A 22,581-nucleotide genomic window follows, 5' to 3' on the forward strand; every position below is an offset into this window, starting at 1 on the left:
CGAAGCAGGAATTTCGGGTGAGGGACTTTGGACGGTGTTTGTAACAAACTCCGAGCCTATCCGTGGAGAGACCCCTCACCCCAACCCTCTCCCCGCATCCGCCTTCGCCCGAAGGCGGGCTTCGGCGGACAAGAGAGCGGGGCGAGGGAGCAGAGTGCTGATCACCCCTTCCGCACGTCGCCCGCGTCGGCCTCGCTCGCCTCCAGCGAGACCGGCTCGAGGTGATAGCGCTTGGTCAGCGGCATCTGGGCGATGGCGAAGATCATGGTCAGCGGCGTCACGCCGAACACCTTGAAGTTCACCCAGAAATCGGTGGTCTGCGTGCGCCAGACGAGCTCGTTGAGCACCGCCATGCCGGCGAAGAACAGCGCCCAGCGCATGGTGAGGATGCGCCAGCCCTGCGGCGTCAGGTTGAACACCTGGTCGAACATGATGGCGATGAAGGACCGGCCGAACAACAGCCCGCCGCCGAGCACGGCCGCGAACAGCCCGTAGATGATGGTCGGCTTGACCTTGATGAAGGTCTCGTCGTGCAGCACCAGCGTCAGCGTGCCGAACACCAAGACGATCGCGCCGGTCACCAGCGCCATGATCGGCACGTGCCTGGTCACCACATAGGATGCGATTATCGCGGCCACGATCGCCACCATGAACGCGCCGGTCGCGACGAACAGATGGTACTTGGCGTTGGCGATAAAGAACACGAGCAGTGGCCCGAGTTCGGTCGCCAGCTTGAACAGCGGATGCGGCTGGGTCTTGTCCATCAACTCTCTACTTTGATTTGAGGCATGACCCGATCCGAAAACCGGTGTCCACTTTTCGGGGTCATGCCTCGATTCCAGCAATTGCCTTGGCAAAATCCTTCGCCGCGAAGGGCGCGAGGTCCTCGACGCCTTCGCCGACGCCGATGAAATGTACCGGCAGCTTGTGCTTCTCCGACAGCGCGACAAGGATGCCGCCGCGCGCCGTGCCGTCAAGCTTGGTCATCACGAGCCCCGTGACGCCTGCCGTACGATGAAACGCCTCGACTTGCGACAACGCATTTTGTCCCACCGTGGCGTCGAGCACGAGCAGCACCGCGTGCGGCGCCGACGCATCGACCTTCCTGATGACGCGCACGACCTTTTCCAATTCGTTCATCAGCTCGGACTTGTTCTGCAGGCGGCCGGCGGTGTCGATCAGCAGCACGTCGCGCGCCTGCTCCTTGGCCGCGGTCAGCGCGCTGAAGGCAAGGCTCGCCGAATCCGAGCCCTGGGCGCCTGATATCACCGGCGACTTGGTGCGCTCGCCCCAAACCTTGAGCTGCTCGATCGCCGCGGCGCGGAAGGTGTCGCCGGCGGCCAGCATGACCTTGCGGCCCTCGGCGGAGAATTTCGCGGCCAGCTTGCCGATCGTCGTGGTCTTGCCGGAGCCGTTGACGCCGACCACCAGGATGACGAACGGCTGCTTGCCGGCATCGATCTCGAGCGGCTTCGCCACCGGCGACAGCACCTTCTCGACCTCGGTCGCGACGACGTCCTTGACCTCGTCGGCCGAGATCGCCTTATCGTAGCGCCCCTTGCCGACAGCCTCCGCAATGCGGACCGCGACATCGGTACCGAGATCGGCGCGCAGCAGCACATCCTCGATGTCATCGAGCATGGCCGAATCGAGCTTGCGCTTGGTGACGAGGTCGGCGACCGCGGTCCCGATCGAACTCGAGGTCCGCTTCAGGCCGCCCTTCAGCCGCTGCCACCAGCTCTGTTTTGGAGTTCCCGCAGTGGTATCGTTCATGGCGCGGACGTGTTAGCCGTTTCGGCCCATAAACGAAAGTCTCGACGAATTGATCGATGTTCCCCAATTGACTGCGGAAGAAATCCTGGGCCGGGTGCTCCACCGCGACGGGCTGATGCTGGTGATCGACAAGCCGGCCGGCCTTCCGGTGCATCGCGGTCCCAAGGGCGGCCCCAATCTGGAGGCCTCGTTCGACGCGCTGCGGTTCGGCCTGCCGCGGCCGCCGGTGCTGGCGCATCGGCTGGACAAGGACACCTCGGGCTGCCTCGTCCTGGGACGTCACCGCAAGGCAACCGCCTCGCTCGGGCTGTTGTTCAAGCACAGCAAGATCTCGAAGACCTATTGGACCGTGGTCGAGGGCGGCCCTGCCGAGGATGAAGGCACCATCGACATGCCGCTCGGCCGACTCAACGCCGAGCGCGGCTGGTGGCAGAAGCCGGACCCGAATGGCCAGAAGGCGATCACCAACTGGAAGGTGCTGGGGCGTGGCGACGGCCTCACCTGGCTCGCGATGGAGCCGATCACCGGGCGGACCCATCAGCTGCGGGTGCATTCGGCGGCGATGGGCTGGCCGATCGTCGGCGACAATATCTACGGCAACGGTCCGCGCTTCGGTGAGCCGACCCTGCATCTGCATTCCCGCGAGATCGGCATCCCGATCTCCAGGAACAAGGACCCGGTGCATGTGGTCGCGCCGGCACCCGAACACATGCGGGAGCGGCTCAGGGCCTGCGGCTGGAACGGCGACTAAGCATGATGTGGAAAAGTGCGAAGCGGTTTTCCGAAAAGATTATGCTCAAACAAAGAGCTAAAGCGCGATGACGATCCAGCCCAACCTCATCGCGCTTTAGCCTCCGTGATTTTACGGACAATTATCCTTTACGGAACATTCAGGCCCATCCGCTAGTCCTGAAGGCGGCTTAGAAAAGCGCGCCGCGACGGCTCAGGACGAGCAATGCTGAATGATGGACAAGCAATTGTCGACGAGGTCGAGGCTGCGATACGCGCCGGCTCCGCCGATAAATGCCTGGCCACGGCAAGGCGCGTCACCAGCCTCTTCCTCGCATCCGCCGGCAAGTTCAACAGCGAACAGATCGAGCTGTTCGACAACGTGCTCGAGCGTCTGGTGAAGACCATCGAGTTGCGCGCGCTCGCCGACATCAGCGCCCGGATGGCGCTCACCGACATCAGCGAGCAGCTCGCACCGGTCGCCCAGGCACCGCCCGCAATCATTCGTCGTCTCGCCGGCAATGACGAGATCAGGATCGCGCGGCCGATCCTGCAGGAATCGTCGCGGCTCAGCGCGGACGATTTGGTCGAGATCGCACGGACCAAGAGCGAGCAGCATCTGCTCGCCGTCGCCGGTCGCTGGTGGCTGAAGGAGGTCGTCACTGACGCGCTTCTGGCGCGTCGCTTTGCGAGCGTGAGCCACCGCCTGGTCACCAATCCCGGCGCCAAAGTATCGCCGGGCGGATTTGCCGTCATCCTCGCGCAAGCCGAGCACGATCCGGTGCTTGCGGTCGAGACCGGCATTCGCGCGGACCTGCCGTCGGAGCTCCGCCTTCAACTCCTGCGCCGCGCGACGGAAGAGGTTCGCGGCCGTCTGCTGGAACGCGCCCCGCCCTATCTGTTCGAAGAAATCCGGCATGCGATCGCAGCGGTCGCCGCCGGCGTCGAGCGCGACATGTCGCAAGTCCGCGACTTCACCGCGGCCAAGCACCACGTCGCGAAGCTGAAGGACGACGGCAAGCTCAACGAAGCCTCACTGCTCGGTTTCGCCAGGCAGCGAAAATATGAAGAGACCATCGTTGCGCTGGCGTATCTTGCGCAGTCGAACATCGAGGTGATCCGCTCCTTGATGCAAAGCCTGCGCAGTGAAGGCCTGCTGGTGCCGTGCCGGGCGGCAGGCCTGAGTTGGGATACCACCGCCGCGGTAATGGAATGTCGCTATACCACCGGCTCCATGGGACCGGTCGAACTCGCCCATGCGAAGAGCCAGTTCACGAAATTGACCCGCGAAAACGCCGATCGCCTGCTGCGGTTCTGGCAGGTTCGCGCGTCGCAGCCGGCAAGGCTGGGCGGGCGCACGCACTGAGTGCGTCATGCACGATGACGCGATGGGTATCGAGCAACCCGTCAAACAGCTGGTTCAGTGTCATCACCCGCGAATGCCGGCGATCCGCTGCTCCGGAAGCGCCATGCGCGACTCCCCACATTCGTCGTCCCGGCGCAGGCCGGGACCCATAACCACCGCATTCGGTGACCGTGCGAGATCGCGGCCCTAGCGTCGCTCAGCAATTGAGATCTGGGGTAATGGGTCCCGGCCTGCGCCGGGACGACAATGGGAGCGAACTTTCTCAGCAGCCCGATGCAATGAGCCGCGCACCGTCATGGCCGCGGATAGTCATCGCGCGCACCATGCCCGGCCCATCTCTCTCGATCGCGACCGGCAGGAAGTGCTCGGTGCGGCCCTGCCGCTCGCTCTCGATCAGCACCTCGCGCGTCGCGCCGACTTCCGCATCAAGCCGGCGCAACAGCGCGGCTTCGCCGGCCGCGCGCAGCCGCCTGGCGCGCTCCTTGATAGCCCCGCCGGCAACTTGCGGCATTCGCGCGGCGGGCGTTCCCGGGCGCTTCGAATAGGGAAACACGTGCAGGAAGGTGAGATCGCATTCCGCGACCAGATCGAGCGAGCGCGCGAACATTTCTTCAGTTTCGGTCGGGAAGCCCGCGATGATGTCGGCGCCGAGAGCGATGTCCGGCCGCAGCCGCCGGACCCGCGCGCAGAAATCGATCGCGTCCTTCCGCGAATGCCGGCGCTTCATCCGCTTCAGGATCATGTCGTCGCCGGACTGCAACGACAGATGCAGATGCGGCATCAGCCGCGCATCGTCGGCGATGACATCGAGCAGGTCGCGATCCGCCTCGATCGAATCGATCGACGAGATGCGCAGCCGCTTCAGCTCGGGCACATGGCGCAGGATCTGCCGGGTCAACTGGCCGAGTTTCGGCGCGCCGGGCAGGTCGGCGCCATAGCTCGTGAGATCGACGCCGGTCAGCACGATCTCGGCATGGCCGCGCTCGACCAGCGCGCGGACCTGATCGACCACCGCGCCCATCGGCACCGAGCGCGAATTGCCGCGGCCGTAGGGGATGATGCAGAAGGTGCAGCGATGATCGCAGCCGTTCTGCACCTGAACGAACACCCGCGGCAGGCCGCGCTCGAAGCCGTCGAGCAGATGCGGCGCCATCTCGGTCACCGCCATGATGTCGGCGACCGCGACCTTCTCGCTCGCATCGATGCCGAACGGCGCCTCGAAAGCTGCACGCGTCGCCTGCCAGGCGTCGCCACGCATCTTCTCGTCATTGCCGACGACGCGATCGACCTCGGCCATCTCGGCGAACATCCGACTTTGCGTCTGCGCCGCACAGCCGGTGACGACGATGCGCGCATGCGGGCGTTCGCGTTTCAGCTTGCGGATCGATTGCCGCGCCTGCGCCACCGCCTCGTTGGTAACGGCGCAACTGTTGATGACGATGGTGTCCGAAAGCCCCGCCTGCTCCGCCTCGCGGCGGATCACCTCAGATTCGAAGGAATTGAGGCGGCAACCAAAGGTGACGACATCGACGCCCATAACCGATCTCACGCCCAATCAAGCGACGCTGGCGAACAGCGCCGGATCGAAGCGGCCATCATACTCGAAATCGGCGGTGCCGGTCATCAGCACGTGATCGTCGCGCTCGCGCCACTCGATGCCGAGCTTGCCGCCGGGCAGTGTGATCTCGACGCTGCGATTGGCACGCTTCAGCCGCGCCGCCGCAACCGCCGTCGCGCAGGCCGCCGAGCCGCACGCTCTGGTGAGGCCGGCGCCGCGTTCCCAGGTGCGGATCGTGATGTGGTCGCGATCGACGATATGGGCGAGGGTGATGTTGGCGCGCTCCGGAAAGATCGGATGGTTTTCCAGCAGCGGCCCGAAACGTTCGAGATCGTAGGCATTGACGTCATCGACCCAGAAGATCGCATGCGGATTGCCCATCGAGACCACCGAGGGCGAATGCAGCACCGGATTGTCGATCGGCCCGACCTGCAGCTCGATGTAGCGGGTGTCACGGAATTCCTCAGCCAACGGAATGTCCTGCCAGCCGAACTTCGGCGCGCCCATGTCGACGGTGTAGAGATCGGGCGCCGGCCCCTGCCAGCAATTGAGCAGGCCGGCGCGGGTCTGGAACGTCGCTGATGTCTGGCCGGTCTTCTCGAAGATCCGCCGCACCACGCAACGCATGCCGTTGCCGCAGGCGCCGGCCTCCGAGCCGTCATTGTTGTAGATCGAGATGAACGCTTCGGTGCCGTCGAGCCGCGGCGGCTGCAGTACCATCAGCTGGTCATAGGGCACGCCGCCGGACGGCGAAGCCACGGCGCGCGCCTCCGCCGCCGACACCTGTGCCCGACCTTGTGCCGCTGAATCGCGCAGGTCGACGACGACGATCTCGTTGCCGATGCCGTTCATCTTGGCGAATGCGTGATTGGCGAGCGCGCTCATCGATTTTCCCAAATTCTGCCCGGTTATATGGCGAGTGGTGGCCAGTTAGCCAGCCTGAATGGCCCCATGACACATCTGTCATGGGACGAATGCAGAACTTGCGTGTTAGGAATATCGCACCTCGCGGACCGCGCGCCGGGACAGATCGAGCGGCCGTTCGAGGCAGGGGATGGAGAAAAACCGATGAACCGTATCAACACGCTCCGCGCCGCCCTGGTCGCGCTGCTGCCCTTGGCCGCGATCGCACTGGCAAGCCCGGCCCCTGCCCAGTCGCCGTCAGCCTCGCCCGCTCCCGCAGCGAGCCCGAGCCCGCCCCCTGCCCCTGCACCGTCGGCGACGCCGGTGCCCCCGCCGGCCGAGACCAAGTCGCCGGCCGACAGCCCGGCCGCAGCGCAGACCCCGGCGCCGGCGCCGGCCGCCCCAGTGCAGACCGCCGATCCCTTCGGCGAGCCGTTCACGCTGGAGCCGAAGAAGGTCGTGATGCTGAAGGGCACCGCCAATTGGGATTCCGCCTTCGACGCGCTGATCGAGGCGTTCAAGCAGCTCACCGCGCTGCTCGACAAGGACGGCGTCAAGGCAGCGGGCAATCCGATGATCGTCTACACCTCGACCGACGACACCGGCTTCACCTTCATCGCCGAGATCCCGGTCGATCAGGACGTCAAGAACCTCGGCAAGAACATGAGCATGGGCAATTCGCCTGACGGCAAGGCGCTGAAGTTCGTCCATCGCGGTTCCTACGACAACATGGACAACACCTATGAGGCGATCACCAACCACCTCGACGACAAGAAGCTCGAAGCCAAGGACACCTTTATCGAGGAATACATCACCGATCCGCTGAAGACCGCGGAGGACAAGCTTGTGATCAACGTCTACGTACCCCTGAAGTGAGCCAGATGACCCATCGCCTTCTCCTTGGCCTCCCCTTCGGCCTCTCCTTCGCCGTCCCCCTGATCGCGACCACGCTGCTGGCTGAGCCCGTACTGGCCAATGACGACTTTCCGCCGGCGGTTTCGGTCACCGGCGAGGCGACCGTGTCGGCGCCGCCCGACCAGGCGCAGCTTGACGCGGGCGTCACCACCGACGCCAAGACCGCACGCGAAGCCGCCGAAGCCAACAATGTGACGATGGGCAAGGTGCTGGCCGCGCTGAAGGGCGCCGGGATCGCGGAGAAGGACTTTCAGACCTCGCGGCTGTCGCTGCAGCCGCAATTCGCCAATCGTGGGCCGTCGTCGCCGAACGCCCCGCCCAGCATCGTCAGCTACCATGCGAGCAATCGCGTCACGATCAGGCTGCACGATGTAAGCAAGGTCGCCAGCGTCATCGACGTGCTGGTCGGCGCCGGCGCCAACGATATCGGCGGGCTCAATTTCTCGGTGTCGCAGGCCTCGAAGCTGCTCGACGAGGCGCGCGAAAAGGCGATCGCCGACGCCCGCCGCAAGGCCGAGATCTACGCCAAGGCCGCCGGCGTCACGCTCGGTGCGCCGTTGAATATCGCGGAGGTCGGCTCGGCGCCGGTCCCGGTGTTCCGTCCCAAGATGGCAACGGCCGGCTTCGCCGCGCCGACGCCGGTGGCGCAAGGCGAGGAAACACTGACGGTCAATGTCAGCGTCTCCTGGGCGATCAAGGAGAAGTAAGAGGCTACAGATCTCTCGTCTCCTTCCCCCCTGAAAGGGGGAAGGTCGGGATGGGGGTCAGCCGCAGGCTCCGCTGCAAGTGGAGGGAGCAGATCCCCACCCGCTTTGCCCTGACGAGCAAAGCGACCTCCCCTTTTCAAGGGGGGTGAAATCGTAGCCCGGATGAAGCGCAGCGCAATCCGGGGCCGACTTCTCCGCGGATGGACTTTCCCGGATTACGCTGCGCTTCATCCGGGCTACTTATCGCTCTAAATCTCGAACACCTGCCCGGGCTTCAACGTCAGAAACTTCTCGCGCGGCACGCTCGCCGCGTCGAGCGCTTCGCCAAGCGCGATCGCGGGCGCGTCGATCGCCTCGTCGGTCAACTGGAATGTGCCGTGGTGATGCGCCAGCGCCTGGGCGGCGCCACAATCGGCCAGCGCCTTCACCGCATCCTCCGGGTTCATGTGCTGGTCGCGCATGAACCAGCGCGGCTCATAGGCGCCGATCGGCAGTATCGCGAGCCTGAGCGGGCCATGCGCCTCGGCCACCCGGCGGAAATGCCCCCCGTTGCCGTAGCCGGAATCGCCGACGATGTAGAGCTTGCCGGCCGGCGTCTCCAAAACAAAACTCGCCCACAGCGCCTTGTTGCGATCGAACAGGCCGCGCGCCGACCAGTGCCGCGTCGGCACCAGTGTCGCGGCAAGGCCATTGCCGAACTCGACGCGCTGATGCCAGTCGAAGGCCTCGGCTTTGATCGCGGCATCGGATGCGCGCATCGTGACGTCGTTGCCGAGCGGTGTGATCACGCGAGGACCAAATGCCCCCGCAAGTTTCGACAGCGTCGCGACATCGAGATGGTCGTAATGGCCGTGCGACACCAGCACGACATCGATCCTGGGCAGTTTCTCGAACGCGATGCCGGGATCGTTGTGCCGCTTCGGCCCGGCGAAGCTGAACGGTGAGGCACGCATCGACCAGACCGGATCGAACAGGATGTTGAGGCCCGCGGTCTGGATCAGCCAGCTGGCATGGCCGACAAAGCAGAGCCGCACCTTGTCGCCCTCGACGCGGGGCGGCGGCGTATCGGCATGGGGGCTCGGCGCCCATTCCGGCCAGACCGCGCGCTTCCGGCCGCCCCCGAACTGCCAGCGCAGCACCTCACCAAGCGATTTCGGCGGCGAGCCGTCCCGATCGAAGAAGTGCAGGCCGTCGAAATGATCGGAGACGGGGCCGTCGTAGGTTTTCATGGTAGTCATCCAGATCGAGGGCACGCCGATTGCGGCGGCGGCTCCGGTCAAGGTTGCAAGAAGGCGGCGGCGGGTGATCAGCACGCGGGTTCCGGAATAGGAGGCAGGCTCCGGTTATATGGGTGGCAGCGGCGAATTCGGAACCAATAGGGCAAATCGACGTGATTTCAGTACCTTACTGTCCAAGCTGAGCGGATTTCAGCGAAACTTTCCTTGACTTTGCCGCCCCGGCGGCGTTTAACGCGGCCACTTTCTCGGAAAGCTGCGTCTTTTCGACCCGCCGACTGGTCCTGGTGGCCAGAGGCCAACGCCCGACAGCGCGATGCGCCCTCGGGCGCGAAAGTGTTTGGATTTCCTTCTCCCTCGCCCCGCTCTTGCGGGGAGAGGGTCGGGGTGAGGGGCTCTCTCCGCGCACTGTGCGTGTGGATAGCCCTGTACCCCCTCACCCGCCGCGCAAGTGCGTGGCGACCTCTCCCCGCAGACGGGGAGAGGTAAAAGAGGACAACGGCATTGTTCGACAATCTGTCGGAACGGCTTGGTGGCATTCTCGATCGTCTGACGGGGCGCGGTGCGCTGACCGAAAAGGACGTCGATGCCGCAATGCGCGAGGTGCGCCGCGCGCTGCTCGAGGCCGACGTCGCGCTCGAGGTGGTCCGTAGCTTCATCGACCGGGTCCGCGAGCAGGCGATCGGCGCCACCGTCGTCAAGTCGGTGACGCCGGGCCAGATGGTGGTGAAGATCGTCCATGACGAGCTCGTCGCCACGCTCGGCTCCGACGGCCAGACCATCGATATCAACTCCGTGCCGCCGGTGCCGATCATGATGGTCGGTCTGCAAGGCTCCGGTAAGACCACCACCACCGCAAAGCTCGCGCGCCGCATGGTCCAGCGCGACAAGCGCAAGGTGCTGATGGCCTCGCTCGACGTCTACCGCCCGGCGGCGATGGAACAGCTCGCGGTGCTCGGCCGCGACCTCGACATTCCGACGCTGCCGATCGTCGCCGGCCAGATGCCGCCGCAGATCGCAAGGCGCGCGTTGGAGGCCGGCAAGCTCGGCGGCTACGACGTCGTGCTGCTCGACACCGCCGGCCGCACCACGCTCGACGAAGACATGATGAAGGAGGCGGCCGAGATCAAAGCCGCCGCCAACCCGCACGAAGTGCTGCTGGTCGCGGATAGCCTCACCGGCCAGGACGCGGTCAACCTCGCGCGCTCGTTCGACGAGCGCGTCGGCCTCACCGGCATCGTGCTGACGCGCGTCGACGGCGACGGCCGCGGCGGCGCGGCGCTGTCGATGCGCGCCGTCACCGGCAAGCCGATCAAGCTGATCGGCACCGGCGAAAAGACCGACGCGCTGGAGGACTTCCATCCGAACCGCATCGCCGGCCGCATCCTCGGCATGGGCGACGTGGTCTCGCTGGTCGAGAAGGCCGCCGCCAATATCGACGCCGAGAAGGCCGCGCGCACCGCCGAACGCATGCGCAAGGGTCAGTTCGACCTCAACGACATGCGCGAGCAGCTGCAGCAGATGGCCAATATGGGCGGCATCGGCGGCCTGATGGGCATGATGCCCGGCATCTCCAAGATGAAGAACCAGATCGCGGCGGCCGGCATCGACGACAAGATCCTGAAGCGCCAGGTCGCGATCATCGACTCGATGACGCGGCAGGAGCGCAAGAACCCGGACATCCTGAAGGCGAGCCGCAAGAAGCGCATCGCGGCAGGTGCTGGCCAGAGCGTCGAGCACGTCAACAAGCTGCTGAAGATACATCGGAACATGGCCGACATGATGAAGGCCATGGGAAGCGGCAAACGCGGCCCGCTCGCCGGCATCGCGCAGGCGATGGGATTCGGCGGCGGCATGAAGCCGCCCTCGGCCGAGGAGATGAAGGCGCTCGCCGAGAAGATGCAGGGCGGCGCCGGCGGCGGTCTGCCCAACTTGCCGAAGGATTTGCCGGCCGGGCTGCGCGGCGGCTTGCCAAACGTGCCGGGCCTGACTGGCCTTTCCGGCAAGCCGATGCTGCCGGGCCTCGGCGGCTTCCCGGGCAAGAAGAAATGAGGAATTCGTCGCGACGGCTCGCATACGGCCGGAGCAACGCGGAATGCCAATCAATCGAACACATCGACCTTTGAAGGAGAACTGAATGTCCGTTGTTATCCGCCTCGCTCGCGCAGGCACCAAGAAGCGTCCCGTCTATCACGTCGTCGTCGCCGACTCGCGCTTCCCGCGCGATGGCCGCTTCATCGAGCGTCTCGGCCACTTCAATCCGCTGCTGCCGAAGGACAACGAGTCGCGCCTGAAGCTCGACATGGACAAGGTGAAGGCCTGGCTCGCCAAGGGCGCGCAGCCGTCGGATCGCGTCACCCGCTTCCTCGACGCCGCCGGCGTCAAGAAGCGCGCGCCGCGCAACAACCCGGAAAAGGCCGTGCCGCGCAAGGAGCGCAAGGCGCAGGCCGAAGCCGCCGCCAAGGCTTAAGGCTGAACGGCGACCACGGTGGCTGCACCGGTCTGTGTCGCCCGTATCGGCGCTGCGCATGGCGTGCGCGGCGCCGTCAGGCTTTGGACCTTCACCGAAGATCCGCTGGCCGTGAAGGACTACGGTCCGCTGATGACCAAGGACGGCACGCGCCAGTTCGAGGTCACGCATGTGCGTGAAGCCAAGGACCATCTGGTGGTGACGCTGAAGGGCGTCGCCAGCCGCGATGATGCCGAACGGCTCAACGGGCTCGAGCTCTACGTTCCGCGCGACCGGCTGCCGGACACCGACGACGGCGAATACTACCACACCGATCTGATCGGGCTCGCCGCGGTGACGACGACGGAGCAGCCGCTCGGCAAGGTGATCGCGATCCATAATTTCGGCGCCGGCGACATCATCGAGATCGCCCCGCCGCAGGGCGCGACGATGCTGCTGCCGTTCACCAATGCCGTGGTGCCGACTGTCGATCTCGACGGCGGCCGCGTGGTGATCGACCTGCCCAAGGAAATCGACGGCGACGATCCGTCGGCCGCCTGACCGAGAATAATTTTCAACCCGTCATCCGGCCCTGCTGCTCGAGCCAGTCGCAGAACACCGCGCTGTGCGGATCGTTGCTGCGGCCCGCCGGAAAATACGCGAAGTAGCTCCGCGCCGGCAGGCTGACATCCGGAAACGGCGTCACCAGGCGCCCGGCCGCGAGATCATCCGCGATCAGCGCGGTCGGTCCCATCGCGACGCCGAGACTGTCGAGCGCGGCCTGGATCGTCAGATAGAAGTGATCGAAGGTCAGCGCGGCCGCCGGCTCCAGCGCGGATTGCCCGGCCTCGGTGAGCCAGTCGCGCCACAGCCGCGGCATCGACGTGACATGCAGCAGCGTGTGCCTGGAGAGGTCCGCGATCTCATTGAGCGGCAGCTGCGCCAATAGCGACGGACTGCACACCGGCAATCTCCGCTCCGACACCAGGAAGCGCGACGAGAAGCCGTGGAAGGTGTCGGGACCACCGCGGATCACGACGTCGAATGATTCAGACAACGCATCCACCGGATCGTTCGACGTGCTCAGGCGCACCTCGATATCGGGATGCTCGGCGCGAAACCGGCTCATCCGCGGCAGCAGCCAACGCAGGCTGAAGGTCGCGAGTGCATTGACGCGCAATACCGCGACCGCCAGATCGCCGCGCCGCTCGCGATGCTGCTGCACGGCGGCGGAAATCCGGTCGAGCGCGGGGGCGAACTCCGCGAGCAATGCCGCGCCTGCCGGCGTCAGCACCACGCGCCGCACCGATCGCCGAAACAGCGATGGCGCCCCCAGCCATTCCTCGAGCAGGCGGATCTGCTGACTGACCGCGCCATGGGTCACGCTGAGCTCGGCGGCGGCTTCCTTGAAGCTGCCAAGCCGTGCGGCGGCCTCGAAGGCACGCACCGCATTGAGCGGCGGCAGGCTGCGGCGCGGGACGAACATGATCCCTCAATACAAGATTTTCTAACGCATGATCCGATTATTGCTGATTTGTGACAAGCGCCTTGGCGGCGCATACTGCCATGCAAGCTCCTTGTATAGCTTTCTTTTCTGAGGCCCCCTCCTGATGCTCGCCCGCCCAATCTTTAGATTTTCTTGCATTGAAGGGCGGCAATGAGCGTGTCGGCCGAAACCGGCACGACGCGGCCCGACCGTGCCCGGTCAACCCGCACCCTGACCGTGACCGGGCTCAACCACGCCCTCCACGACGGCTACACCGACGTCATCTACGTGCTGCTGCCGATCTGGCAGGCCGAATTTGCGCTGAGCTACGGGCTGCTGGCGCTGCTGCGCGGGCTCTATGCCGGCGCCATGGCCGGGCTGCAGATTCCGGTCGGGCGCATCGCGGAGCGGATCGACGGCAAGATCATCCTGATCGCGGGCACGGCGCTGTCGGCGCTCGGCTACGCGTTTGCTGGATTCTCCGGCGGTGTCATTGGCCTCGGCCTGGCGCTCGCGCTCTCCGGCGCGGGCTCGAGCACGCAGCATCCGATCGCATCCGCCGCGGTGTCGCGTGCCTATGGCGCGGCGGCGCGCGGGCCGCTCGGCATCTACAATTTCTCGGGCGATCTCGGCAAGGCGGCGATCCCGGCCCTGACCTCGATCCTGCTGGTGATCATGTCGTGGCGGCACACGCTGCTCATGCTGGCTCTCGCAGGCTTGCTCGTCGCGGTCTGCATCGCGCTCTGGATGCCGTCGGTCGGCAGGGGCGCCGAGCACAAGGCGACATCAGCATCGCGCGGCGCCAGCACAAGCGGCGGCTTTCGCTGGCTGCTCGCGATCGGAATTCTCGACACCGCGGTCCGGATGGGCTTTCTCACCTTCCTGCCGTTCCTGTTGCGCGACAAGGGCGCTTCGCTGCCGACCAACGGCCTCGCGCTGGCGCTGGTCTTCATCGGCGGCGCCGCGGGAAAATTCACCTGCGGCTGGCTCGGTGAGCGGGTCGGCACGCTGCGCACCGTGCTGATCACCGAAGGCGGCACGGCGGCGCTGATCGTCGCGGTGCTGGCGCTGCCGCTCGCACCGGCCATCGTGCTGCTGCCGCTGCTCGGCGTGATGCTCAACGGCACGTCCTCGGTGCTCTACGGCACCGTGCCCGAGCTCACCCCCGCGCATCAGACCGAGCGCGCCTTCGCGCTGTTCTATACCGGAACCATCGGATCCGGCGCGATCGCGCCTGTTATCTACGGCCTGCTTGGCGACGTGCTCGGCCCGACGCTCGCGACCGCGGCGACCGCGCTCACGGCGCTGGCGATCTGTCCGCTTGCCGTCGCGCTCGCGCGGCATCTCGCTGACGATCCGACGACGGCGTGACGCATGTCGTGCCTAAGCCCGGGCTACGGCCTGTCGTCTCCTTCCGCCTGAAAGGGGGAGGGTCGGGATGGGGGTCAGCCGCGGGCGACGCTGCAAGCTGACAGAACCGATCCCCACCCGCTTTGCTCTTGCGAGCAAAGCGACCTCCCCTTTTCAAGGGGAGGTTGGAGCGGATTGCGCTTCGCTGCATCCGGGCTACCTAAGCAATGGTGCCACGGAGGACAATAATGACAAGCACGCACAAGGCCTGGCGGCTGCACGCCCACAACGATCTGCGCTTCGAGGATGTCACGACGCCGAAGCCCGCGCCCGATGGCGTCGTGGTGCGGATCGAAGCCGGCATGGTGCTGTCCTACACCAACAGGCTGCTGTCCGGCGCGCTGCCCTACAGCCTGCCGCCGATGCCGTTCGTGCCGGGCACCAACGCGATCGCGCGCGTCGTCGCCGCGGGCGACAACGTCACGCATGTGCAAAGCGGCGACCGCGTATTCCTGAGCCCGCATCTGCGCGGCGACGTGCCGGATCGCGATCCGCCGCAGATCCTGATCGGCCTCACCGCCACGGTGACGACGCCGGAGGCGTTCGCACTGCAGACACGCTGGCGCGACGGTGTGTTCGCGGAGATCGCGCATTGGCCGGCCGCCTGCGTCACGCCGCTTGCCAATCTCGACGACAAGCCGGCCACCGAGCTGATCGGGCTCGCAAAACTGATCGTGCCGTTTGGCGGTTTGCAGCGCTCCGGCCTGCGCGGCGGCCAGACCATCATCGTCAACGGCGCGACCGGCTATTTCGGTTCGGGCGGTGTAATGCTCGCGGTCGCGATGGGCGCGGGCCGTGTGGTTGCGGTCGGACGCAAAGAGGCCGCGCTCGAGCAATTGCGCGATGCGTTCGGCCCGCGCGTCATTCCCGCCGTCGTCAGCGGCGATGCCGCAGCCGACCTTGCGGTCATCCGCCGCGCCGCCGGCGGCACCGCCGATGTCGCGCTTGATCTGCTCGGCGCCGCCAAGAGCACCTCGACCACACTGTCCTGTCTGCGCGCGCTCAGGGCGTGGCGGCCGGATGGTGCTGATGGGCAGCGCCGAGGTGCCGCTCGAACTCTCGTTCCGCGAGATGCTGGCGAATGACTGGGAGGTGGTCGGGCAGTTCATGTACGACCGCACGGCACCAGGCCAGCTCGCCGGCCTCGCCGCCGAAGGCCTGCTGGACCTGCGCAAGATCAACGTCGCGACCTTCAAGCTTGCCGACTTCCGCCGCGCAGTGGATGCGGCCGCGATGATGCAGAGCCTCGACCTCACGGCCGTGGTGCCGTAACCAGAGGCCATGACATCGCAAGACACCACAGCCCAGGCGACACCATGGCGCGCCACCGTGCTGACCCTGTTCCCGGACATGTTTCCGGGGCCGCTCGGCGTGAGCCTCGCGGGCAAGGCGCTGGCTGGCGGACTCTGGGCGCTGGAAGCGCGCGACATCCGGGCCTCGGCGACCGACAAGCACCGCAGCGTCGACGACACGCCGGCCGGCGGCGGTCCGGGCATGGTGCTGCGGGCCGACGTGCTGGCGGCGGCGATCGACGCTGCCGATATCGCGCCTGACCGCCCGCGCCTGCTGATGAGCCCGCGGGGTCGGCCATTGAGCCAGGCCCAGGTCGCGGAGCTTGCGGCCGGCCCCGGCCCCCTCATCGTCTGCGGCCGCTTCGAGGGTATCGACCAGCGGGTGATCGAGGCGCGGGGCCTCGAGGAGGTCTCGATCGGCGATTATGTGCTGTCCGGCGGCGAAATCGCCGCGATGGCCCTGATCGACGCCTGCGTCCGCCTGCTGCCGGGGGTGATGGGCAAGCAGGCCTCGGGAACCGAGGAAAGCTTTTCCGAAGGACTACTGGAATACCCCCAATACACCCGCCCGCAGGAGTTCGAGGGCAAGCCAATCCCGGAAATCCTGATTTCCGGCGATCACGCCAAGGTCGCGGCCTGGCGGCTGGCCCAATCCGAGGCCCTGACGGCGGCCCGGCGGCCCGATCTCTGGGCCCGCAAGGCCGGCCAAAAAGCCGCTCCGCGAGGGACAAAAAACAAGACAGACGGGTGACAAACCCTGCGCTTTGCCTTATACGGGCGGCCAAATCCGCACCCGCGCAGGATAGATGGACGTTTGCGCAGCCCGCGAAAGGCTGGGCGCGCCGCCGATGGAGATTTCAATGAACCTTATTCAGCAGCTCGAAAAAGAGCAGTTCGACAAGCTCGCCGCCACCAAGGATATCCCGGAATTCGGACCCGGCGACACCGTTATCGTCAACGTGAAGGTGGTCGAAGGCGAGCGCACCCGCGTGCAGGCCTATGAGGGCGTTTGCATCGGTCGTTCCGGCCAGGGCCTCAACGAGAGCTTCACCGTGCGCAAGATCTCCTACGGCGAAGGCGTCGAGCGCGTCTTCCCGGTGATGTCGCCGATGATCGACTCGATCAAGGTCGTGCGTCGCGGCAAGGTTCGTCGCGCCAAGCTTTATTATCTGCGCAACCTGCGCGGCAAGTCGGCCCGCATCGTCGAGAAGCAGGACCGCCAGACCGCCGTCGGCGAGTAACGTTTCCCTCAGGGGATGTGACCGAAAGCGCGGGGCCTGCCCCGCGCTTTTTTGTTGCGGCATACCTATCTGACGTGCAGGCCCGCGCATGGATCGATTGTCGCGGCTATAAGCCCTGTGTTAGAAATTTAGAATGGTTCCGGATCAAGCAAGCCAGCGCTGTCCAAGTCAGACCTGCAAGCGCGTCGTGATCGACGATCGCTCGCGGCTGCCCGGCCGCTTCTTCGGGCGCTTTGCTACGTCGGCAACATCAGAGCTTAGACGCGCAGCGTAACGCTGCCTCGACGCTTTCGCCTGCTCGCGCGCTTAAGACGCGCTCATGCCATTCCACCACTGAATTTCTTCTGGAGCTGAAGCTCATGTCCAAACCGACAACGCTGTACGACAAGATCTGGAACGACCATCTGGTCCACGAGGCCGACGACGGCACCTGCCTGCTCTATATCGATCGCCATTTGGTGCACGAGGTGACCTCGCCGCAGGCGTTCGAAGGACTGCGCGCCGCCGGCCGCAAGGTGCACGCGCCCGAGAAGACACTCGCCGTCGTCGACCATAACATCCCGACCACCGACCGCTCGAAGCCGAACCCCGATCCTGAAAGCATCGAGCAGATGCGGGTGATGGCGGAGAACGCCAAGGAATTCGGCATCGAGTATTACAACGAGTTCGACAAGCGCCAGGGCATCGTTCACGTCATCGGTCCGGAGCAGGGTTTTACGCTGCCCGGCACCACCATCGTCTGCGGTGACAGCCACACCTCGACGCATGGCGCGTTCGGCGCGCTCGCGCACGGCATCGGCACCTCCGAGGTCGAGCATGTGCTGGCGACGCAGACGCTGATCCAGAAGAAGGCCAAGAACATGCGGGCGATCGTCGACGGCAAATTGCCCGAAGGCGTGACCGGCAAGGACATCATCCTGGCGATCATCGGCGAGATCGGCACCGCCGGCGGCACCGGCTACGTGCTGGAATATGCCGGCGAGGCGATCCGTGCGCTCTCGATGGAAGGCCGCATGACGGTCTGCAACATGTCGATCGAAGGCGGCGCGCGCGCCGGCCTGGTCGCGCCCGACCAGAAGGCGTTCGACTTCCTGCGCGGCCGCCCGAAGGCGCCGAAGGGCGCCGCCTGGGACGCCGCGATGCGCTACTGGGAGACGCTGCGCTCCGACGAGGGCGCGCATTTCGACCACGAGATCCGGCTCGATGCGGCCAAGCTGCCGCCGATCGTCACCTGGGGCACGAGCCCTGAGGACGTCATCTCGGTGACCGGCTTCGTGCCCGATCCCGACAAGATCGCCGATGAGGCCAAGCGCATATCCAAGCATCGCGCGCTGAAATATATGGGCCTGACCGCCGGCACGAAGATCACCGACATCAAGCTCGACCGCGTCTTCATCGGCTCCTGCACCAACGGCCGCATCGAGGACCTGCGCGCTGCCGCGAAGATCGCCGAGGGCAAGACCGTCAACGGCAATGTCAACGCGATGATCGTGCCGGGCTCCGGCATCGTGAAGGAGCAGGCGGAAGCCGAAGGCCTCGACAAGATCTTCATTGCGGCCGGCTTCGACTGGCGCGAGCCGGGCTGCTCAATGTGCCTTGCGATGAACCCGGACAAGCTGAAGCCGGAAGAGCGCTGCGCCTCGACCTCGAACCGCAACTTCGAGGGCCGCCAGGGCTTCAAGGGCCGCACCCATCTGGTGTCGCCCGCGATGGCCGCGGCCGCCGCGATCGCTGGACACTTCGTCGACGTCCGCGACTGGCGCTAAGGCAAGCGTCAGATTTTTTTTGACGCGTTTTCTTCACGCGAAACGGGACACTTCGCTCGAAAACGCTATTGCTTCGTCTCAAGCTCGAGCCGTTTCGGAAACGGCTCGTTAACGGGGCGCACGCACACTACCTCCTTGCGAAAACAAGCCTTCGCAAGGAGCGCGTGCCGTGGCCGATAAACCCGAATTCGTCGACATGATCAGCGACGCGACGCGCCAGAAGCGCCGTCGTGCCGTGGCGCGCATCATCGATCCGCTTCCCGAGGTGAAGGAAACCTCACGCCTCAGCCACTGGCCGCCGGAGCGCTGGACGCAATGGCGGATGGAAAACCTGACGCCGTGGAAGATAAAGTCCTGGAAGCTGAAGAACTGGGACTAACGCCCCTTTCTTGACGCGTTTTCTTCACGCGAAGCGGCGCTCGAACACGCTCCAGCGCGCAAAGAAAGAGACCCAACAAGACGGGCGCCGGAGGCGCCCGCTGTCATTTCAAACTTTACCAATAGACCCGGTACGGCCGCCAGTAGTGGCGGTGGTGCCACCACGGCCGGCAGATCCGGCGCGGTCCGTAGTAGGTCCAGACCACCCGGCAGCGGCGGTGATGGTAGTAGGCCGGGTAATAGTAGGACGATCCGTAGAAGAAACGCCGGTGATGGAAGTGTCGGCGGTAATAGGGCCGATAGCCGTAGCGATAACCGCCGCCGTAGAAGCGATGGTAGCCACCATAATGGCGATGGAAGCCGCCGTAGCGATAGCCGCCATGGAACGCCGGCGCGGCGCGGAAGCCGCCACCGTGGAAGCCACCGCCGTGAAAGCCGCCGCCGTGGAATCCACCACCGCGGAAGCCGCCACCATGAAAACCTCCGCCGCCGTGGCCGCCACCGCCGTGCCGGACCTGGGTCGTCATGGCATCGGCCGCAGACCTTGCCGCGGGCGCGGCGGCCGGGCTCGCCAGCGACAGCGCTTCGGCGCGCTGCTGCGAAGCAACCGACAATGCGAAGACAGCGGCCGCCGCAACGCCGAGACGGCGCACCAATCCGCGCCGCAAATAGCTCTCCCTCATCTCTGAACCTCCCTGACAACGGCAACGAGCACCAAGCTGCATGGCAGCCGGCTTCATTGCGTTCATTGCAGTCGCTCCCGGCATGACGCTAGAAACCGCTGACTGAATGCGTCATGAACGCGCAAAACGCTGCGACGAAGCGTCCGGGAGAAACGTCAGTGACTGTCTATGTTATCGTGCAACTCAAGATGACCGATCGCGCCGCCTATGATCGGTATCAGGCGCGCTTCTTCGACGTGTTCAGGAAGTTCAACGGACGCCTGCTGTCGGCCGACGAACAGCCCGCGGTGCTCGAGGGCAGCTGGGATCGCGACAAGCTGGTGCTGATGTCGTTCCCTGACGAAGCCGCATTCCGCGCCTGGTCGGAGTCGCCCGAATATGTCGAGCTCTCGAAGGATCGCAAGGCGGGTGCGCAGGGCATTGTGCTGCTGGCGAAGGGCTTCGCGCCCTGAGGCGGACGGAGCAGCTCCGATCGGAGCTGCTCTCTCGTTGCAGCGCTGATGTCGCGCCCGGCGCGACGGCGCGCATCACCAGAACGGGCCGAACCCGAAGCCGAAGGTGAATGGCGCCGGCGCGGCATAGGGATAAGGCCGATAGTAATAGGGCCGCCCGTAATAATAGGAGCCGTACGGCCGATAATAGGAATAGGGCCGGTAGTACGGCCGGTAATAGGGACGGTAGCCGTGGTGATAGTGGCGACGATGGTAATGGTGGTGATGGCGCTGCGCGCTGATATCAGTCGCCTTGCCTGCTTGCCGCTGCGGTGCCGCGGCCTGCGGCTTGGCTGATGCCGCGGCGGTTGCCGATGCCGGCGCCGTCAACGCGAACGCGACAGCCGCAACACCGATCCATCTCATCATGATCAACTCCTGCAGATTGCGATTGATATCATCTCGCGTGGGCGAATCTGCCGGTTTGATGGCTGAGAACGACAACAGGCCCGCTGCTCACGGGCCTGTGTCTCATCTGCGCTGATACGCCGCGCGATCAACGGCGCCAGTGGCGACGATGCCCCCAGCCGCGGTGATGTCCGCGATGCCAGCCACGATGCCAGCCGTGCCCACCCCAGCGTACCTGCGTGGTCGCCTGGTTCGCGTTGTCCTGAACCGTGGCGGCTGTGCCCGGCGTGGCGAGCGACATCGCGCTTGCACGCTCGGCCGGCGCCGCCACCACCAACACGGCACCGACAGCCGCGAGCCCCAGAACCTTCATCGCCTTCATGAATTGTCTCCTTGATCCCTTGAAGTCACGTCTTGCAACGACGACTCGAACTTCTGCTTGACGCGTTTTCCTCACGCGAACCGGTGTCCGTCCCGCATCACGCGCGGGACAGGCTCCGCTGGAAAACGCTTCAGCTTTCGAATCGACGCCGTTGCCGCGACGCAGATCGCTAGCAGAATGCGGACGACGTGAATGGGAAGTGAATGACTGCGCCACGAACATGAATGCTGCCGGCGCGCTTCAGGTTCCGGCACTGCGCGCGATTTTTCGCGTTCGTGTGCAAACGACATAGACGATGGTCGTATCTCGCGTTCTGTCCGTTGCGGGATTGCCATGACACAAACGCGCACGCAGGTGGCTGCTTCGAACAGCCCTCGCGGCGCTCTGCGGTTCCATCATGCTCGGCGATGTCGCGCTCGCCTCGCAAGGACCGGGCGACGACATCGGCACCGCGAGCCATCGCACGCAGATGCTGATGGCGGCGGCGGTCTATGGGGCGACAGGTTTGATCGCGGCTGTTGCGATGATCGGCGCAACGCGCCGACATACGCGTAACTAGCCCGGCCGCCAGAAGCAGTTCATGCGCGGCGTGATCACGGTACCGCTCGGCCGGTGCTCCTGCACATAGGTCGCGGTGCAGTCGCGCACGGCGTTCGGACCGGGGTTGTAGCGCGGGATGACATCGGGTTCCCAATGATCGGGCCGGGACCGGTAGATCGGCACGCGCTTCAGCCGGCGGCGCTCGACGACGCGCGTGCGCGCGACCGGTGCCGCCTCGCCGACGCGCGCCTCAGCCGCCGCGCTCTGTGCCTGCGCCTTTGTCGCCGGGAGCGAGAGCCCGACTGCTACAGCCAACAGCGCTGTCGCCACGATCCGTTTCATTACGCCCACCCAAGCTCGATTCTTGAGCCCCATTCGTGGGCGGCACGGTCTCCCATTGCGCCGCCAAGGTCAACTGCGCTGGCGCCGCCGATAGCACTCGCGCTAAAGGAGTGTCATGTGGACCACAGAAAAAGCCCCCTCGCTGGCCGAGATGGAGGCCATGGCGCACGAGGTTTTCGAGCGCCTGCCCAAGACGTTCCGGGCCCTCTGCGAGGGCCTGATCATCCGCGTCGACGACTTTCCGACCGACGAGGTGCTCGACGAGATGCAGGCCGAGAGCGAGTTCGACCTGCTCGGCCTGTTTCAGGGCATCGGCCTGCCGCAGCAGAGCCATAGCGACGTGGCCCGGCTGCCCAACCTGGTCTGGCTGTACCGCCGGCCGATCCTGGATTACTGGGCGGAGCACGACGAGACCCTCGGCCACATCGTTCGCCACGTGCTGATCCATGAGATCGGGCACCATTTCGGCCTCTCCGACGCCGATATGGAGGCGATTGAGGCCGATGCGGGCTAAAACGGAAAAGGGCTCCAGCCCTGCAGAAATGGCCCTTTTACCGCTGTCACATTCGCGATAAACATCCGGCAGA

27 protein-coding genes are annotated in these 22,581 nt (G+C 65.5%); 17 read left to right on the forward strand and 10 right to left on the reverse strand.

The annotated features are described in order from the left end of the window. Window positions 1–161: 161 nt before the first annotated feature. Together ACVIHF_RS34000 and ftsY are read right to left on the reverse strand one after the other, a co-directional pair. Window positions 162–764, reverse strand: coding sequence for a septation protein A (locus tag ACVIHF_RS34000; protein ID WP_253605468.1), 603 nt, complete (start codon window positions 762–764; stop codon window positions 162–164). Window positions 765–825: 61 nt separating this feature from the next. Beyond that, a complete protein-coding gene (gene ftsY, locus ACVIHF_RS34005) occupies window positions 826–1,773 on the reverse strand; it encodes a signal recognition particle-docking protein FtsY (RefSeq protein ID WP_456793239.1) in 948 nt (315 codons plus the stop codon). Window positions 1,774–1,822: 49 nt separating this feature from the next. On the opposite strand from ftsY, the gene ACVIHF_RS34010 reads away from it, so the two are divergent. Further along, entirely contained in the window at window positions 1,823–2,524 is a 702-nt protein-coding gene (locus ACVIHF_RS34010) for an RluA family pseudouridine synthase (RefSeq protein WP_456793240.1), read from the forward strand. Between the two features lie 204 nt (window positions 2,525–2,728). Beyond that, window positions 2,729–3,868, forward strand: coding sequence for a DUF2336 domain-containing protein (locus ACVIHF_RS34015; RefSeq protein WP_456793241.1), 1,140 nt, complete (start codon window positions 2,729–2,731; stop codon window positions 3,866–3,868). Between the two features lie 262 nt (window positions 3,869–4,130). Here ACVIHF_RS34015 and mtaB read toward each other — a convergent pair whose 3' ends face one another. Together mtaB and dapF are read right to left on the reverse strand one after the other, a co-directional pair. Continuing rightward, window positions 4,131–5,405, reverse strand: coding sequence for a tRNA (N(6)-L-threonylcarbamoyladenosine(37)-C(2))-methylthiotransferase MtaB (gene mtaB, locus ACVIHF_RS34020; RefSeq protein ID WP_456793242.1), 1,275 nt, complete (start codon window positions 5,403–5,405; stop codon window positions 4,131–4,133). Window positions 5,406–5,423: 18 nt separating this feature from the next. After that, window positions 5,424–6,311 (reverse strand): diaminopimelate epimerase, encoded by an 888-nt coding sequence (dapF, locus tag ACVIHF_RS34025; RefSeq protein ID WP_456793243.1) that lies wholly within the window; start codon window positions 6,309–6,311, stop codon window positions 5,424–5,426. A 183-nt stretch (window positions 6,312–6,494) separates the two neighbouring features. On the opposite strand from dapF, the gene ACVIHF_RS34030 reads away from it, so the two are divergent. After that, the gene (locus ACVIHF_RS34030) at window positions 6,495–7,205 is read left to right on the forward strand and encodes a GyrI-like domain-containing protein (protein WP_456793244.1); all 711 of its coding nucleotides are present in this window, start codon (window positions 6,495–6,497) and stop codon (window positions 7,203–7,205) included. Window positions 7,206–7,210: 5 nt separating this feature from the next. Further along, window positions 7,211–7,951, forward strand: coding sequence for an SIMPL domain-containing protein (locus ACVIHF_RS34035; RefSeq protein WP_456793245.1), 741 nt, complete (start codon window positions 7,211–7,213; stop codon window positions 7,949–7,951). Between the two features lie 248 nt (window positions 7,952–8,199). Here the strand turns inward: ACVIHF_RS34035 and ACVIHF_RS34040 are convergent, their stop codons facing one another. Then, the gene (locus ACVIHF_RS34040) at window positions 8,200–9,264 is read right to left on the reverse strand and encodes an MBL fold metallo-hydrolase (protein WP_310883402.1); all 1,065 of its coding nucleotides are present in this window, start codon (window positions 9,262–9,264) and stop codon (window positions 8,200–8,202) included. 426 nt (window positions 9,265–9,690) lie between these two features. Between ACVIHF_RS34040 and ffh the strand changes: the two genes are divergently transcribed. From ffh to rimM, 3 genes are all read left to right on the forward strand, one after another. After that, window positions 9,691–11,238 carry a signal recognition particle protein gene (gene ffh / locus ACVIHF_RS34045; protein ID WP_456793246.1) on the forward strand — a complete coding sequence of 516 codons (1,548 nt, stop codon included), beginning with the start codon at window positions 9,691–9,693 and terminating at the stop codon, window positions 11,236–11,238. Window positions 11,239–11,323: 85 nt separating this feature from the next. Continuing rightward, window positions 11,324–11,656, forward strand: a complete 333-nt coding sequence (rpsP, locus tag ACVIHF_RS34050; RefSeq protein WP_016847621.1) for a 30S ribosomal protein S16 — start codon at window positions 11,324–11,326, stop codon at window positions 11,654–11,656. An 18-nt stretch (window positions 11,657–11,674) separates the two neighbouring features. Then, entirely contained in the window at window positions 11,675–12,196 is a 522-nt protein-coding gene (gene rimM, locus ACVIHF_RS34055) for a ribosome maturation factor RimM (protein ID WP_225163579.1), read from the forward strand. Between the two features lie 13 nt (window positions 12,197–12,209). Here the strand turns inward: rimM and gcvA are convergent, their stop codons facing one another. After that, complete coding sequence (gcvA, locus tag ACVIHF_RS34060; protein ID WP_225163580.1) at window positions 12,210–13,121, reverse strand: transcriptional regulator GcvA; 912 nt, start codon at window positions 13,119–13,121, stop codon at window positions 12,210–12,212. Between the two features lie 171 nt (window positions 13,122–13,292). On the opposite strand from gcvA, the gene ACVIHF_RS34065 reads away from it, so the two are divergent. From ACVIHF_RS34065 to ACVIHF_RS34095, 7 genes are all read left to right on the forward strand, one after another. Next, a complete protein-coding gene (locus ACVIHF_RS34065; RefSeq protein WP_456793247.1) occupies window positions 13,293–14,492 on the forward strand; it encodes an MFS transporter in 1,200 nt (399 codons plus the stop codon). Between the two features lie 227 nt (window positions 14,493–14,719). Beyond that, a complete protein-coding gene (locus tag ACVIHF_RS34070) occupies window positions 14,720–15,616 on the forward strand; it encodes an alcohol dehydrogenase catalytic domain-containing protein (protein WP_456793248.1) in 897 nt (298 codons plus the stop codon). Beyond that, window positions 15,561–15,803, forward strand: a complete 243-nt coding sequence (locus tag ACVIHF_RS34075) for a hypothetical protein (protein ID WP_456793249.1) — start codon at window positions 15,561–15,563, stop codon at window positions 15,801–15,803. The genes ACVIHF_RS34070 and ACVIHF_RS34075 overlap by 56 nt, the downstream gene beginning before the upstream one ends. A gap of 9 nt (window positions 15,804–15,812) precedes the next feature. Then, entirely contained in the window at window positions 15,813–16,574 is a 762-nt protein-coding gene (gene trmD, locus ACVIHF_RS34080) for a tRNA (guanosine(37)-N1)-methyltransferase TrmD (protein ID WP_456793250.1), read from the forward strand. Window positions 16,575–16,683: 109 nt separating this feature from the next. Continuing rightward, complete coding sequence (rplS, locus tag ACVIHF_RS34085) at window positions 16,684–17,064, forward strand: 50S ribosomal protein L19 (RefSeq protein ID WP_018269387.1); 381 nt, start codon at window positions 16,684–16,686, stop codon at window positions 17,062–17,064. A gap of 359 nt (window positions 17,065–17,423) precedes the next feature. Continuing rightward, window positions 17,424–18,830, forward strand: coding sequence for a 3-isopropylmalate dehydratase large subunit (gene leuC / locus ACVIHF_RS34090; protein ID WP_057020948.1), 1,407 nt, complete (start codon window positions 17,424–17,426; stop codon window positions 18,828–18,830). 169 nt (window positions 18,831–18,999) lie between these two features. Then, window positions 19,000–19,209, forward strand: coding sequence for a hypothetical protein (locus ACVIHF_RS34095; RefSeq protein ID WP_016847629.1), 210 nt, complete (start codon window positions 19,000–19,002; stop codon window positions 19,207–19,209). A gap of 115 nt (window positions 19,210–19,324) precedes the next feature. Here ACVIHF_RS34095 and ACVIHF_RS34100 read toward each other — a convergent pair whose 3' ends face one another. Continuing rightward, complete coding sequence (locus ACVIHF_RS34100) at window positions 19,325–19,891, reverse strand: hypothetical protein (RefSeq protein ID WP_456793251.1); 567 nt, start codon at window positions 19,889–19,891, stop codon at window positions 19,325–19,327. Window positions 19,892–20,049: 158 nt separating this feature from the next. On the opposite strand from ACVIHF_RS34100, the gene ACVIHF_RS34105 reads away from it, so the two are divergent. Then, the gene (locus ACVIHF_RS34105) at window positions 20,050–20,343 is read left to right on the forward strand and encodes a DUF1330 domain-containing protein (protein WP_456793252.1); all 294 of its coding nucleotides are present in this window, start codon (window positions 20,050–20,052) and stop codon (window positions 20,341–20,343) included. Between the two features lie 75 nt (window positions 20,344–20,418). On the opposite strand, the gene ACVIHF_RS34110 is transcribed toward ACVIHF_RS34105, so the two are convergent. Beyond that, window positions 20,419–20,751, reverse strand: a complete 333-nt coding sequence (locus tag ACVIHF_RS34110; RefSeq protein ID WP_456793253.1) for a hypothetical protein — start codon at window positions 20,749–20,751, stop codon at window positions 20,419–20,421. A gap of 127 nt (window positions 20,752–20,878) precedes the next feature. Then, on the reverse strand, window positions 20,879–21,112 hold the full coding sequence (locus ACVIHF_RS34115; RefSeq protein ID WP_456793254.1) for a hypothetical protein: 234 nt from the start codon (window positions 21,110–21,112) through the stop codon (window positions 20,879–20,881). A 397-nt stretch (window positions 21,113–21,509) separates the two neighbouring features. Here ACVIHF_RS34115 and ACVIHF_RS34120 point away from each other — a divergent pair, with 397 nt between their 5' ends. Beyond that, the gene (locus tag ACVIHF_RS34120; protein WP_253605500.1) at window positions 21,510–21,671 is read left to right on the forward strand and encodes a hypothetical protein; all 162 of its coding nucleotides are present in this window, start codon (window positions 21,510–21,512) and stop codon (window positions 21,669–21,671) included. On the opposite strand, the gene ACVIHF_RS34125 is transcribed toward ACVIHF_RS34120, so the two are convergent. Further along, window positions 21,668–21,994 carry a hypothetical protein gene (locus ACVIHF_RS34125; RefSeq protein ID WP_057020952.1) on the reverse strand — a complete coding sequence of 109 codons (327 nt, stop codon included), beginning with the start codon at window positions 21,992–21,994 and terminating at the stop codon, window positions 21,668–21,670. The two genes, ACVIHF_RS34120 and ACVIHF_RS34125, sit on opposite strands and share 4 nt — an antisense overlap. Window positions 21,995–22,109: 115 nt before the next feature. Between ACVIHF_RS34125 and ACVIHF_RS34130 the strand changes: the two genes are divergently transcribed. After that, complete coding sequence (locus ACVIHF_RS34130; protein WP_016847635.1) at window positions 22,110–22,508, forward strand: metallopeptidase family protein; 399 nt, start codon at window positions 22,110–22,112, stop codon at window positions 22,506–22,508. The last annotated feature ends 73 nt before the right edge of the window (window positions 22,509–22,581 follow it).

It is taken from the genome of Bradyrhizobium sp. USDA 4506 (assembly GCF_054058795.1).

Bases quoted from the DNA above. Each gene is read 5' to 3' on its own strand.
- ACVIHF_RS34000 (WP_253605468.1), bottom strand. From the start codon at position 764: ATGGACAAGACCCAGCCGCATCCGCTGTTCAAGCTGGCGACCGAACTC.
- ftsY (WP_456793239.1), bottom strand. From the start codon at position 1,773: ATGAACGATACCACTGCGGGAACTCCAAAACAGAGCTGGTGGCAGCGG.
- ACVIHF_RS34015 (WP_456793241.1), top strand. From the start codon at position 2,729: ATGCTGAATGATGGACAAGCAATTGTCGACGAGGTCGAGGCTGCGATA.
- mtaB (WP_456793242.1), bottom strand. From the start codon at position 5,405: ATGGGCGTCGATGTCGTCACCTTTGGTTGCCGCCTCAATTCCTTCGAA.
- dapF (WP_456793243.1), bottom strand. From the start codon at position 6,311: ATGAGCGCGCTCGCCAATCACGCATTCGCCAAGATGAACGGCATCGGC.
- ACVIHF_RS34030 (WP_456793244.1), top strand. From the start codon at position 6,495: ATGAACCGTATCAACACGCTCCGCGCCGCCCTGGTCGCGCTGCTGCCC.
- ACVIHF_RS34035 (WP_456793245.1), top strand. From the start codon at position 7,211: ATGACCCATCGCCTTCTCCTTGGCCTCCCCTTCGGCCTCTCCTTCGCC.
- rpsP (WP_016847621.1), top strand. From the start codon at position 11,324: ATGTCCGTTGTTATCCGCCTCGCTCGCGCAGGCACCAAGAAGCGTCCC.
- gcvA (WP_225163580.1), bottom strand. From the start codon at position 13,121: ATGTTCGTCCCGCGCCGCAGCCTGCCGCCGCTCAATGCGGTGCGTGCC.
- ACVIHF_RS34065 (WP_456793247.1), top strand. From the start codon at position 13,293: ATGAGCGTGTCGGCCGAAACCGGCACGACGCGGCCCGACCGTGCCCGG.
- ACVIHF_RS34070 (WP_456793248.1), top strand. From the start codon at position 14,720: ATGACAAGCACGCACAAGGCCTGGCGGCTGCACGCCCACAACGATCTG.
- ACVIHF_RS34075 (WP_456793249.1), top strand. From the start codon at position 15,561: ATGGGCAGCGCCGAGGTGCCGCTCGAACTCTCGTTCCGCGAGATGCTG.
- trmD (WP_456793250.1), top strand. From the start codon at position 15,813: ATGACATCGCAAGACACCACAGCCCAGGCGACACCATGGCGCGCCACC.
- rplS (WP_018269387.1), top strand. From the start codon at position 16,684: ATGAACCTTATTCAGCAGCTCGAAAAAGAGCAGTTCGACAAGCTCGCC.
- leuC (WP_057020948.1), top strand. From the start codon at position 17,424: ATGTCCAAACCGACAACGCTGTACGACAAGATCTGGAACGACCATCTG.
- ACVIHF_RS34100 (WP_456793251.1), bottom strand. From the start codon at position 19,891: ATGAGGGAGAGCTATTTGCGGCGCGGATTGGTGCGCCGTCTCGGCGTT.
- ACVIHF_RS34110 (WP_456793253.1), bottom strand. From the start codon at position 20,751: ATGATGAGATGGATCGGTGTTGCGGCTGTCGCGTTCGCGTTGACGGCG.
- ACVIHF_RS34115 (WP_456793254.1), bottom strand. From the start codon at position 21,112: ATGAAGGCGATGAAGGTTCTGGGGCTCGCGGCTGTCGGTGCCGTGTTG.
- ACVIHF_RS34120 (WP_253605500.1), top strand. From the start codon at position 21,510: ATGCTCGGCGATGTCGCGCTCGCCTCGCAAGGACCGGGCGACGACATC.
- ACVIHF_RS34125 (WP_057020952.1), bottom strand. From the start codon at position 21,994: ATGAAACGGATCGTGGCGACAGCGCTGTTGGCTGTAGCAGTCGGGCTC.
- ACVIHF_RS34130 (WP_016847635.1), top strand. From the start codon at position 22,110: ATGTGGACCACAGAAAAAGCCCCCTCGCTGGCCGAGATGGAGGCCATG.